The organism is Anabaena sp. CCY 9910 (genome assembly GCF_963920875.1).
Lineage (GTDB): Bacteria > Cyanobacteriota > Cyanobacteriia > Cyanobacteriales > Nostocaceae > Trichormus > Trichormus variabilis.
Genome location: NZ_CAWUDJ010000022.1, coordinates 57,144 through 70,099 on the forward strand (window position 1 = coordinate 57,144; position 12,956 = coordinate 70,099).

General features: G+C 43.3%; 11 protein-coding genes. 8 read left to right on the forward strand and 3 right to left on the reverse strand.

Going from position 1 to position 12,956, the window contains the following annotated elements; genetic code table 11:
• The first annotated feature begins 118 nt into the window (after positions 1 to 118).
• The 5 genes from ACM5QX_RS16985 (at position 119) to ACM5QX_RS17005 (ending at position 7,904) form a co-directional block, all read left to right on the forward strand.
• Positions 119 to 1,069, forward strand: a complete 951-nt coding sequence (locus tag ACM5QX_RS16985; RefSeq protein ID WP_011321139.1) for a LysR family transcriptional regulator — start codon at positions 119 to 121, stop codon at positions 1,067 to 1,069.
• A 159-nt stretch (positions 1,070 to 1,228) separates the two neighbouring features.
• Entirely contained in the window at positions 1,229 to 2,866 is a 1,638-nt protein-coding gene (locus tag ACM5QX_RS16990) for a mucoidy inhibitor MuiA family protein (protein WP_414754588.1), read from the forward strand.
• Between the two features lie 490 nt (positions 2,867 to 3,356).
• Complete coding sequence (gene gyrA / locus ACM5QX_RS16995; RefSeq protein WP_414754589.1) at positions 3,357 to 5,975, forward strand: DNA topoisomerase (ATP-hydrolyzing) subunit A; 2,619 nt, start codon at positions 3,357 to 3,359, stop codon at positions 5,973 to 5,975.
• The gene (lnt, locus tag ACM5QX_RS17000) at positions 5,956 to 7,542 is read left to right on the forward strand and encodes an apolipoprotein N-acyltransferase (RefSeq protein ID WP_414754631.1); all 1,587 of its coding nucleotides are present in this window, start codon (positions 5,956 to 5,958) and stop codon (positions 7,540 to 7,542) included. Before gyrA ends, lnt begins: the two co-directional genes overlap by 20 nt.
• Positions 7,543 to 7,568: 26 nt before the next feature.
• Entirely contained in the window at positions 7,569 to 7,904 is a 336-nt protein-coding gene (locus tag ACM5QX_RS17005) for a DUF4870 domain-containing protein (protein WP_011321135.1), read from the forward strand.
• A 51-nt stretch (positions 7,905 to 7,955) separates the two neighbouring features.
• On the opposite strand, the gene ACM5QX_RS17010 is transcribed toward ACM5QX_RS17005, so the two are convergent.
• From ACM5QX_RS17010 to ACM5QX_RS17020, 3 genes are all read right to left on the reverse strand, one after another.
• Positions 7,956 to 8,345 carry an alr0857 family protein gene (locus tag ACM5QX_RS17010; protein ID WP_414754590.1) on the reverse strand — a complete coding sequence of 130 codons (390 nt, stop codon included), beginning with the start codon at positions 8,343 to 8,345 and terminating at the stop codon, positions 7,956 to 7,958.
• Between the two features lie 16 nt (positions 8,346 to 8,361).
• The gene (locus tag ACM5QX_RS17015) at positions 8,362 to 8,907 is read right to left on the reverse strand and encodes an HNH endonuclease (RefSeq protein WP_414754592.1); all 546 of its coding nucleotides are present in this window, start codon (positions 8,905 to 8,907) and stop codon (positions 8,362 to 8,364) included.
• Positions 8,908 to 8,987: 80 nt separating this feature from the next.
• Positions 8,988 to 9,236 carry a hypothetical protein gene (locus ACM5QX_RS17020; protein WP_414754593.1) on the reverse strand — a complete coding sequence of 83 codons (249 nt, stop codon included), beginning with the start codon at positions 9,234 to 9,236 and terminating at the stop codon, positions 8,988 to 8,990.
• 69 nt (positions 9,237 to 9,305) lie between these two features.
• Between ACM5QX_RS17020 and ACM5QX_RS17025 the strand changes: the two genes are divergently transcribed.
• The 3 genes from ACM5QX_RS17025 to ACM5QX_RS17035 all read left to right on the forward strand — a co-directional run bounded on the left by ACM5QX_RS17025 (position 9,306) and on the right by ACM5QX_RS17035 (position 12,933).
• A complete protein-coding gene (locus tag ACM5QX_RS17025) occupies positions 9,306 to 9,641 on the forward strand; it encodes a hypothetical protein (protein WP_011321131.1) in 336 nt (111 codons plus the stop codon).
• A gap of 690 nt (positions 9,642 to 10,331) precedes the next feature.
• A complete protein-coding gene (locus tag ACM5QX_RS17030; protein ID WP_414754594.1) occupies positions 10,332 to 12,356 on the forward strand; it encodes a GAF domain-containing protein in 2,025 nt (674 codons plus the stop codon).
• Positions 12,325 to 12,933, forward strand: a complete 609-nt coding sequence (locus tag ACM5QX_RS17035; protein WP_011321129.1) for an SRPBCC family protein — start codon at positions 12,325 to 12,327, stop codon at positions 12,931 to 12,933. The genes ACM5QX_RS17030 and ACM5QX_RS17035 overlap by 32 nt, the downstream gene beginning before the upstream one ends.
• The last annotated feature ends 23 nt before the right edge of the window (positions 12,934 to 12,956 follow it).

A 12,956-nucleotide genomic window follows, 5' to 3' on the forward strand; every position in this document is an offset into this window, starting at 1 on the left:
GATAGATTTTTATCTATAATAAACTCATAACTTTCGTATGGGTGAATTAATATCATGGGCAAGTATTCAGTGATACTAGTCTTATATCTATAAAATCGCTATTTAGAGGAGAATCACCTTGAACCAAGCAACGCTACACCAGTTGAAGGTGTTCGAGGCGGCGGCACGGCACGGTAGCTTTACCCGTGCTGCTGAGGAGTTATTTCTCACCCAACCTACCGTCTCTATGCAAATCAAACAGCTGACAAAATCTGTAGGTTTACCACTATTTGAGCAGGTGGGAAAGCGCCTATATTTGACCGAAGCAGGACGAGAATTATTCGCAACCTGTCGGCAAATATTTGAGACTATTGCCCAGTTTGAAATGAAAGTAGCTGATTTAAAAGGGCTAAAACAAGGGCAATTACGATTAGCAGTAATCACCACTGCTAAATATTTTATTCCCCGCTTATTGGGGCCTTTTTGCCAACTTTATCCAGGCATTGACATTTCATTACAAGTCACAAACCACGAACGCATCCTAGAGCGGATGATGAGTAATATGGATGACTTGTATATTATGAGTCAAGTCCCAGAGCATTTGGATGTAACTAGTCAGCCATTTTTAGATAATCCTTTAGTAGTATTTGCTCCCGCAAATCATCCGCTAGCACAAGAAAAAAATATTCCCATACAACGGTTGTCCAATGAACCCTTTATTATGCGGGAGCCTGGTTCGGGAACACGCCGTGCTGTACAAAATCTGCTGGAAGAACAAGGAATTTCCGTAAAAGTGAAGCTGGAATTAGGTAGTAATGAGGCAATCAAACAAGCGATCGCCGGTGGACTGGGAATTTCTGTTTTATCTCGACATACCCTATTGTCTGATGCCGCCGAATTCAGCATTCTGGACGTGCAGCACTTCCCCATTAAACGGACTTGGTACATGGTTTACCCATCTGGCAAACAGTTATCTATTGTGGCTCGTACCTACTACGAGTATTTGCTAGATGCAGCCAAAAAGTTTGTAGAGCAAACAGAGCAACTAAATTTCCCTGTTCCTGTGCCTGAGTATAGTGTAGTTGAGTGATGCTAGAGAGCCGATTACATACTCCGCAGCTATGACTACAAGGCTTTACCGCTCTCATAACTCTCAATACTGACAATTCGTTTCAAATCACTTGACGGGTAGACCTGGAAAATTTCACAATTAACCAGCAGCGTCATTCAATATAGGGGAAAACTGGCAGTGGTTAACCCAGAAGAAACACCATCTTGGCGAACAACAGTACACAGTCAGATTGTAGCGGTGACAGTTTACAGTGACAAAGCCTTAGTTACAAGGAAGGGTAAGGTTTCCTTGTTAGGAACAGAACGAGAATTAGTGATTAATTCACTGCCAGTAACTCTAGAAACTGATTCTGTCCGGGTTAGTGGTACAGGTACGGTAGGGGTGCGCTTGTTGGGAGTAAACTGCGATCGCATCTATACCACTGAACCTGTAGCCGAACGAGCCGCCCATTTAAATCGGCAAATTCAGCAATTAGAAACAGAAAAACGTCATCTGCAAGCCCAGGTAGATGCTTTATCTCTACAAGCTAAGTTTATTGAAGGTTTACGGGAAAAAACAGAAGAACCTTTTGCCCAAAGCCTATCGCGGAAAAATCTCAGCCTCAGCGAAACTCTAGATTTTCTCAACTTTTTAGGTAGCCAATACAGCGAATATGCGATCGCCTCTGGGGAATGTAAAAGCCAACAACAAGAATTAGACAAGCAAATACAAGCACTCCGCGCCTCTTTGCAGATGATCCAAACACCCCATCCCCAAGAAAGTGTGAGTTTGATTGCACTCATTGAAGCTATGGGGGAAGGGGAATTTGATCTGGAAGTGTCTTACATGGTGAATCATGCCAGTTGGACTCCCTTATATGACTTACGGTTAAATAGTACAAATAAGACCGTAAATTTGAGTTACCTTGCCGAAGTCAACCAAAATACAGGGGAAGATTGGCTAGATGTGGCGCTTACCCTATCTACAGCCAAACCAGGATTAGGTACACTACCACCAAAACTAAAACCTTGGTATATTGACGCACCAACTCCTCAAGTATGGCGATCGCGACGACAATTAGCCGCCAGCCCTTCTTTACCTACCATCTCAACTATGGCTGTTCCACCTGGGGCAGGAATTCCCGCAGAAGAGGAAGCAGAAACAGCCGATGATAGTTTGATTTCCGCAGAAAATATCACGGCGGAGGTATCCAAAGAAGGAAGTATCGTCACATTTAAACTTCATGGTGGTGGTAATATCCCTAGTGATGGCACACCTCATAAAATCACTGTCTTTAATGATGATTACCCTTGTAGTTTTAATTATGTAGCAATGCCACGGTTAGTTAGTTTTGCGTATCTGGAAGCTAATGTGAAAAATAGTTCTGATGGCGTGACTTTATTACCTGGTAAAGCCAATATTTTCCGCGACGAAATGTATGTGGGTATCACTCAATTAGAAAATGTTGCCCCAGGACAAGAATTTAAACTTAATTTAGGCATTGACGAAGGTTTAAAAATTGAACGGGATCTAGTTGAGCGTCAAGTAGATAAAAAACTTATTGGTAATCAACGCCGTACTACTTATGGTTATCGTCTCATAATTACTAACTTGCTCAATCAAGAAACTCAGTTGCAATTAACTGAACAATTACCCGTAAGCCGCAATGAGCAAATTAAAGTCCGTCTCAACCGCAGTAGTCCTCCCAGTCAACTCGGTGAAATGGGGATTTTAGACTGGAAACTAACCATCCCACCCCAAGTAAAGCAAGAAGTATCTTATCAGTTTGCTGTTGAGCATCCACCAGAGTTAACAGTTGTGGGATTAAATATTTAATATTATTCGTATGCTAAATTAAAGAACTATTCATAATAAATTCTCTATTGGTTGCGATTTTTACGATGATAGCCAACTAGGCAGCAATCATAAAAACACCAATAAATATGGTCTTCTGTGTCCAAAATAAATTGAACTTAGCTGTTTTATGGCAATTATTATTGTTAGTTGAATAGGCTTTTTTTGAGAATAAAAACTTTCCTTAATTCCCTCTCAAATCAAGACACAGAAATCTTTTGAGAAAACTTCACTATAAAATTTGTTTTTAAAAATCAAATTTATTTTCTATTAGAAAATAGACAATAGTAACTAACTCAATCTAAACAAGATATATGGCGAGATAGTATAGATAACCTATCTCGGCAGATACAGGGAATATTGTGTTAGAATTGTATCAAAATATGGCAACTATTCAAGAGAAATTTTGCATAATTTTGCGCTTGACATAGCGTAAAGGCTAAAATCTAAGTTTTTTGGAGTTATTTAAGTTATGACAACCTCACAGGAGAGGATTATCCCGACGGATCTGCGGAACGAAATGTCCCGGTCTTATCTGGAATACGCCATGAGTGTGATAGTGGGTAGGGCGCTACCAGATGCCAGGGATGGTCTAAAACCTGTGCATCGTCGCATCCTCTACGCTATGCACGAATTGGGTTTAACCCACGATCGCCCATTTAAAAAATGCGCCCGTGTGGTTGGGGAAGTGTTGGGTAAATATCACCCCCACGGCGACACAGCAGTATATGATGCCTTGGTGCGGATGGCGCAGGACTTCTCCATGCGATCGCCCCTAGTCAACGGACATGGTAACTTCGGTTCTGTAGATAACGATCCCCCGGCGGCAATGCGTTATACAGAATGTCGCCTACAAGCCCTCACCAGTTCCGCCCTCCTGCAAGACATCGAATCAGAAACAGTAGATTTTGCTGATAACTTCGATGGTTCCCAACAAGAACCCACAGTTTTGCCATCTCGCATTCCCCAGTTACTACTCAATGGTTCTTCGGGGATTGCTGTGGGGATGGCGACTAATATTCCGCCCCACAACTTAGGAGAATTAATTGATGGGGTGGTAGCAGTGATTCACAATCCAGAAATCACTGACTTGCAATTAATGCAATACATCCACGGGCCAGACTTCCCCACAGGAGCGCAAATTCTGGGGATGGGAGCGATTAAAGAAGCCTACACCACCGGACGCGGTTCCATCACCATGCGCGGTGTTGCCAACATCGAAACCATTGAACACCGGGGAAGACCAGACCGAGAAGCAATCATCATTACTGAATTGCCATATCAAACCAACAAAGCCGCACTAATTGAGAAAATAGCGGAGTTGGTAAACGAAAAGCGCATTGAAGGCATTGCAGATATCCGAGATGAAAGCGATCGCGACGGGATGCGAATTGTCATAGAACTTAAGCGTGATGCCTATCCCCGCGTAGTCCTTAATAACCTTTATAAGCAAACGCCTCTGCAAGCCAACTTTGGGGCTAATATGCTGGCCTTGGTGAATGGCGAACCCCAAATTCTCACCCTCAAACAATTCTTAAACGTCTTCCTCGATTTCCGCATCGAATCCATTACCAGACGCACCCGCTACGAACTGCGGAAAGCGGAAGAACGGGATCACCTCTTACAAGGGTTATTAATTGCCCTATCCCATTTAGATGCCATCATTAACTTGATTCGCAGCGCTTCCGATACACCCACAGCTAAAGGGGAGTTAATCACCACTTATATGCTTTCGGAAGTGCAAGCCGACGCAATTTTACAGATGCAGTTGCGCCGTTTGACAGCCTTAGAAGCAGACAAAATCCGCCTAGAACACGAAGATTTACAAAGCCAAATTGCCGACTTACAAGATATTTTGGCACGACGGGAACGGATACTGGAAATCATCGAAACCGAAATCACCCAAATTAAAACCAGCTTTGCCACACCCAGACGTACCGTAATTACCCACGCCGAAGGTGAAATAGATGAGCGTGACCTTATCGCCAACGAAAAAGCAATTATCCTCCTAACGCAACAAGGTTACATCAAACGGATGCCAGTCAACACCTTTGAAGCCCAAAGCCGTGCTACCAGAGGTAAAGCCGCCGCCAAAGTCAAAGACGATGATACCATTGAGCATTTCTTGACTTGTTGTGACCATGACAGCGTGCTATTTTTTAGCGATCGCGGTGTCGTCTATTGTCTCAAAGCCTATCAAATCCCCGTGAGTTCCCGTACCAGTAGGGGTACACCCATCGTCCAATTATTACCCATTCCCAAAGAAGAAAAAATCACTTCCATTGTCCCTGTGGATGAGTTTACCAGTGAAGAATATCTGGTCATGCTTACCAAAGGCGGCAACATCAAGAAAACCGAATTGGCAGCATTTAGTAATATCCGTGCCAATGGCTTGATTGCCATCTCCTTAGAAGAAGGCGACCAACTGCGATGGGTACGCCGCGCCAGAGTCGAGGATAGCATCATTATCGGTTCTCGTTTAGGTATGGCAATTCACTTCAGATGTACCCACGAACAACTCCGTCCTTTAGGTAGGGCAACCCGTGGGGTGAAATCCATGAAACTGAAAAAAGGCGATGAACTGGTAGGGATGGATATTCTGCCGGCAGCAATTCTCGATACATTAAACACAGAAGAACCAGACATCGACGATATCGAAACTGAAGATATCGAAACCGCCGTAGAAACAACAGAAGTCTTAGAAACCTTAGAAAACTTAGAAGCTGTAGAAGTATCTAGTAATGCTAGCGTCGGCCCTTGGGTGTTAGTCATCACAATGGGAGGTTATGGCAAGCGCGTACCAGTCAGTCAATTCCGCCTGCAAAATCGGGCTGGACAAGGCTTGATGGCGACTAAATTCAAAAATCGCAAAACCAAAGACAAATTAGCCACCCTTGGCATCGTCAACAGTGATAACGAAATCATGATGGTGACCAATCGCGGCATAATTATACGCCAAGCTGTCAACGCAATTTCCATCCAATCGCGATCGGCAACAGGCGTTAGAGTCCAACGCCTGGACGAAGATGACGCAATTACTGGAGTAGCTATAGTTCCCCCCGACACTGGTGATGAGGAAGAAGCTGAGTAAACAGCAGGGAGAGAAACTTATTTCCCTTCTCCCTCCCCTAATTACCCTAACTAGTGGCATATTCATGGGGCTAACCGTAGCCCCTTTTGCTGCATGGTTCCTAGCTTGGATTGCCCTAGCCCCTCTATGGATATTACTAGTTTCTAGTAAAAGAAAAAATCACCCCCCCTCATCTCTTCTCCTCCTGGGATTGACTTGGGGTATCGGCTATCACGGTGTAGCCCTCTTTTGGATTACCGGCATTCATCCTATGGATTGGTTGGGTGTTCCCTGGTGGCCGAGTTTGGCAATCACCATATTTTGCTGGTCATTTATTAGCTTCTATGGTGGTTTATTTGCTGCTATTTGGGCAGCTTGTTTAACTCGTTTTTCTGAGCAAAAATCCTGGTTACGTATCCTTATAGGTACAGCTATTTGGTGTGTTTTAGAAAGCCTGTGGAGTGCCGGGCCTTTGTGGTGGAGTTCCCTAGCTTATACTCAATCACCCCATAATCTGGTAATTCTGCACTTGGGGCAAATCTCCGGGCCGAATCTCGTCACAGCAGCAATTGTCAGCGTCAACGGTGTAATTGCTGAGGCGTGGCTAAGTCGTAAACAGGGGTTGGTAGGTAGATATTTAGCAATAGCCTGCGGATTATTAATTACCATACATCTAATTGGTTTCTGCTTATATAGCGCCCCTATTGCCCAATCACCAGACGCAGCATTAAAAGTAGGAATTGTTCAGGGGAATATTCCCAACAAAATTAAGCTGCTTCCCCAAGGACTGCGCCGCGCTATTACAGGCTACACCGATGGATACTTAACTTTAGTCAATCAAAGTGTAGAAGCAGTTCTCACTCCAGAAGGCGCATTACCATTTTTCCAACGAAATCTACCGACCACACCCCTAGTTGCAGCCGTGCGGGAAAAAGGTGTAGTTGCTTGGATCGGTGCTTTTGGCGATCGCGGACGCAGTTATACCAATAGTCTATTTACCGTGAATCGCCAAGGCGAAATTACCAGCCGCTACGATAAATCCAAGTTAGTACCTTTAGGTGAATATATTCCCTTTGAGGGCTTTATTGGTGGTCTGGTGCAGCGTTTGTCACCCTTGGATGAACACCAAGTTCATGGTTCACCCAAGCAAATTTTTGACACTCCATTCGGTCGGGCGATCGTCGGTATATGTTATGAGTCGGCCTTCCCGGAAGTATTTCGCGCTCAAGCGGCTACTGGTGGGCAATTTATCCTCAGTTCTTCCAACGATGCCCATTACAGTGCGTCGATGCCATTCCAGCACCATGCACAAGATATCATGAGGGCGATTGAAACAGATAGATGGTCAGCACGGGCAACAAATACAGGATATTCAGCTTTTGTTGATCCCCACGGTAGAACCTTATGGATATCTGGATACAACACCTACGAAACTCATGCAGAAACTATCTATCGTCGCCAGACACAAACTTTATACGTGCGTTGGGGTGATTGGTTCACACCTTTATTAGTGGGGTTAAGCTTTTTAGGCTGGGGCCTAAATATCTTCTGGCGGAATGATGCCAACACGAAGTATAAATCAATATGATGAAGACAATTTAGAGGGGTTATGCTATGGAAAGCTTCGAGCAACGCAAATTGTTATCTGCTCTAAGTCACGGAGCAATATTTTTTAGTTCTACGATAGTCTCTATTGGCATACCCATTGCAATTTTATTGCTCAATGAAGACCCTGTAGTGAAAGAAAATGCCAAAGAATCGCTGAATTTCCACATTAACCTTTACATATACGGCATTATATTTGGATTACTCATTTTTATCGGCATTGGCATTCTCTTGCTTATGGGTTTATGGGCAGTCAGTATCATCATGCCCATCATTGCCATTATTAAGGTTGTCAATACGCCGAATGTACCATATCGCTATCCATTTATGTTTCGCTTAGTATAATGGGTGCTGAGTTATCAGTGGATGTTACTCATAACTCAGAACTAACCTTTCTTATTCGCTCATTACAGAAGCGCAGGCTTGAGCGGCTTGCCAGAGTTTATGTAGAAAAAATTCGGTGCGATCGCTCATGTGAGTCACAAACACGCCATCAGCATCCTCAGAACCATCTGACAACCAAGAACCGCGCAAAGTTACTTCCAAATACTCAGGATCACAAGTCACCAAGTCAATGATTTCACTGTCAGCCCGTCTGGCTTCTGCCTTCAGCGCTTCAATTCCTGGTAAATCTAAAGGTAACAAAAAGGAAGCTGTGCTGGGTTGGACGGACAAGTTTTGACCTAGCCGTAGTGTAAAAATTACTCGTTGCGCTACCCATTCCTCCAAAGACAAAGTGAGACATTCCAAGTAAAAACTGTTCTCAGTGTAAGTTAATTTCAGCATTCCTTCTGCTCTCCTGTTACTCCAGGTTTGCCTGCATATCTATCCAAAACTGTGTGGCGTTATCACGCCAAGTATCACTGACTGCAAAAGCTACCGCCGGGTGGACTGGTGGTTTTGGCTTAGTACGCAACTGCATACCAACTTCTGCCGGTGTTCGGTCTCCCTTACGGGAGTTACATCTTTCACAAGCCGCAACCACGTTATCCCAAGTGTGAGAACCACCTCTAGACCTGGGAATCACATGATCTAAGGTAAGACGCTTCCTGCTACCGCAATATTGACAACTGTGATGATCTCGCCGCAAAATTTCTCGCCGATTCACAGGCGGAACTTTCCATGTCCTCTCAATCGAGGCGACTTTTAAGCGGATATGTTTTGGTACATCAATTATCAAACTGGGTGAATGAACTCGCCACCCATTTTCTGTATAACCAACTAATGGTTCAGCTTTGTTTGTTAGTAACAGAACGATCGCCCGTTTGATATTCACCCGACACAGTGGCAAGTAATTTTGCGAAAATACCACCACAGATTGCTCTAACACTGGTATTGTGATAGCCACAGCTTCACTCCTTAATAAAAAACCCCCGCTTCTGGTTTGGTTGAAGCGGGGGTGAGAAATAGACCGTCAGATTTTTGGTCTTATTTTGGTACAGCATATCTCTGTCTGTACCTCCCGCTTCCTGTATCTAATTGTGGTTTGGCATTCAGCCCATCAATGCTGACATAAATAAAGTCATGGTTACTATTAGTGATTTGCGCGCCATCACGGCTACCATCGCCCATAAATAAATACTCCACTCCCGCAACGCCAAATTCCCAACTAAATGGGGATTTGGTCGCCGCTAAGGGAGTGGAAATGGGGTAAATGGATTTCACGGAAAATTTCACCTATTGAACATTTCTTTAAACATACTACACTTGTATTACTATCCTGTCCATACTTTAAGGAGAAAAATCATGCACACAATCGCTCGCACCCCAACAACCGATATGGAAGTTACCAGCATCCGTTTAGAGCGAGAACTGAAAGAGAAACTCAAAGAAATAGCTGGGAATCAAGGATATCAGGCACTGATCCGCGATATCCTCTGGAATTATGTGCAGCAAAAATCGGGTGAGTGGAAACCGCGATTTTCACGAGCCGATATTCGTGCCAGTATAGCCGCCACAGCTCAACAAGAAGAACGTTGTGTACTCACAGGTCAACTTATCCAACCCCAACAACCCATGTTATTAGGATTAACCAGAAATGGCGATATGGTTCCGCTCAGTGTCGAGAGTTTAGCCGGCTAGTTTTACATTTTTCCGAATACAGCCTAGTTGCCCTGATGAGTAACTAGGCTGTATTCGCTATTAGCTTAATAAGTTAGTATGCTTTAGTTACTACTCAGCACTGATCTTGACATACTCACACTATTAATGTAATAAGTAAAAAACTATAGAATATTATAGAGGGAAATGGAAAAACCATAAATTTTTCTCATATGATTCTTGATTTAGTTTTCAAAAGTTTTTCTATAACTTGAATGTCAGAGTGTTCCCCAGTTATTCAGAGCCATCAACAATAAAACGACGCTGGTGAAAATTTTCCTCAACATCTTCATTTGTGATTTGAGTCACAACAGTACTAATGCGGTTAATCACAATGAAGTTATGGTTGCCAATCTAGAGAAATTACGGTTTATGTATAGTTATAAACAAGGTATCCTGAGTCCAAGTTACTATTTGGACTGGCAACGCGAAACTAAATAGTAGCTTGATCAGGCATTTAGTCATCTTGGTCGGCTGTCACAATACTGTATAAATTAGTTTAATTTACTGATAACTTGATCATCTGCAATAGAAAGGGGCTATAACAGATGAGAGAAATTTTTCATCAAACATTTCCCATCCATCAGGTGCAGCAACACAACTCAAGGTGAATAATATGCCAAACAGTTTGGTGCATAAACAATGGGGTAAAAATCTCAGAGCATATTAGGAATGAAAAAGCGTTTATTATTGCCGCCACAGTACCCCGATGGACCAGAGCGACTACAACCCTACCCAGTCAAACTGATGCAACATCAGGAAGAAACAGCCCAGGAGTTGGCACATAAAATTAATCACATCGTTGCCAGTCGTCCAGCAACAGCAGCAATGCTGCAAGAGATAGCCCACTTGGTGGGGACTGTCACAAATGTAGATTGTTGCTGCTTGGTGACAGTTACCAATGAAGAATCCACGGAAACAACAACAGCTAACTGGTGTTCTGATGAATTTCTAGGAGTACCTCTGTCTAATGAGATGTTCTCTACAGAACGTTTCTTGATGGAATTACCAGTTTTGCAATGTGCGGTAGAACCACGCAATATTGATGAGATTTCCATCATCCGGAATAGTTTGGTGGTGGGATGTCAACATTTGCCCTTACCAATCAAAGCCGTGTTGGCAATTTCTACCCGCTTTGGTGGCAAAACTAATGGTGTAATTAGTCTGATTAAATTTCAATCTCATGATTGGGATGATTCAGCCAAAAAAATCTTGAAGACGATAGAAGCATCTTGTGCGATCGCTTTTTCTCAGTTAACACAAGCACAGTTGATTTCTTCTCAGCAGCAACACCTACAAAAGAGTAATCAACATCAGAGCTTAATTAAACAACTAACTATATTAAGTCGTAGCAACTTGGAGTTAAATCAAATGCTCCAACTGGCCATAGCATCTACTGCCGAGTGTTTACAAGCAGATCGCGGTTTGCTGATCCTACTGAAATATACAGATCCACTATTTAGAACTCCCATTAAAAAACAAATTCCTCAAGCTAAAGCTGATGTTGTCGGTGAATGGCGCAAGGAAAATGCCAATCAAACAGATTCCTTGCCTGGATCTTTCTCCTTGGCTGATTGTGGGTTATGTCAAAGGGTGTTCCAAGATGCGGGTAAACCAGTCATCATTAATGATTACTCAGAATTACAGGATACTTCTACCGTTGCTCCTTTATTTGCCATTACAGAACTGCCAGCCGTACTGTTAATGCCATTAGAGAACCAAGGCAAAATATTGGGATTTTTAGTGTTACAGCAGGGTGTGGCGCGTAACTGGCAACAGTCTGAGTTAAATTTGGTGGAAATGGTTTGCGCTCAAGTTAGCAATGCCATTATTCAATCAAAAACACTGCGGCAAGTCCAGACTTTAGTAGATGAGCGCACGGCAAAGCTCCAAAGTAGCTTGGAACTGCAAGCAAAACTTCATGAAAGAACGCGGCAATATGTGGAGCAGTTGCGGGAACTGAACCAGCTCAAAGACGAATTTATGAGCAATATCAGCGATCGCCTGCGCTACCCGTTGACGAATATGATGATGTCAATCAAAAATCTCCGTCTTCCAGGAATCCCCGCAGAGCGTCAGGTGAAATACTTAGAGATTCTAGAGAACGAATGCGCTAAGGAAATCAACTTAATTAATGACTTGCTGACTCTCCAGAAATTAGAGTCTGAGCAAGAACCACCACGGGTGGAAAATATCAATTTAAACGCCAAAATTCAAGATTTAAGGGATTCTTTAGCCAGCAAACTGGCAGGTAAAGGATTGAGTATAGATTTAGACATACCGGATGAACCGTTAAAACTCCAAACCGAATTGGAAAGTTTTGACCGCATCCTGCATGAGCTACTAAATAATGCCTATACATACTCGGAGCGTGATACTATCGTTCACCTGCACGCCAGTCATCAAGTTGATCAGCTTGTTGATCAAGTTATGATTAAAGTGACTAACACAGGACGTGGCATCTCCGAACAAGAGGCTACCTATATATTTGATAGGTTCCGTCGCGGTAGAGGAGGTCGCTGGACTCCAGGGACTGGCTTGGGACTCGCTTTAGTCAAGTCCTTAGTACAGCACTTGAACGGGGCGATCGCAGTTGAAAGTAACCCTATTCCCGGTTCTCAACTCAGCGAAATTTGCTTTACCCTAACTTTGCCCCAGTTTTCTGATGAAAGCACACCATATTCTGAAAGTGACTAAACAATACAACCCTACAGAAGACTTGGAATTTAACCCCGATTTAGATGGTGAATTGGTTGCAGGTGCAGACAACCTACCATCTGTAGAAATCCAAGTTGAGAAAATCGCCGACCGACAACGGCAAATTACGGCTAGAGTCCAAATCCCCCAACCAGTGGAACAAGTTTGGCAGGTACTCACAAATTATGAAGCCTTAGCTGACTTTATTCCCAACCTCGCTAAAAGTTCCCTACTTGAGCATCCTAATGGTGGTATCCGACTGGAACAAGTAGGCTCTCAGCGCTTACTCAATTTCAAATTTTGCGCCCGTGTAGTTCTAGATTTGGAAGAATACTTCCCCAAGGAAATAAATTTCCAAATGGTTGAGGGAGATTTTAAAGGCTTTTCTGGTAATTGGTGTTTACAACCCTATGCTCTCGGTGATGTAATTGGTACTGATCTGTGTTACACAATCCAAGTTTGGCCTAAGTTGACGATGCCAATCACTATTATTGAGCGTCGTCTGAGTCAGGATCTTAGGTCTAACCTGTTGGCAATTTACCAAAGGGTAGAGTGTTTGGCTAACCAGAGTCTCTAGGTGCAAATTTAAACCCCTTCAAG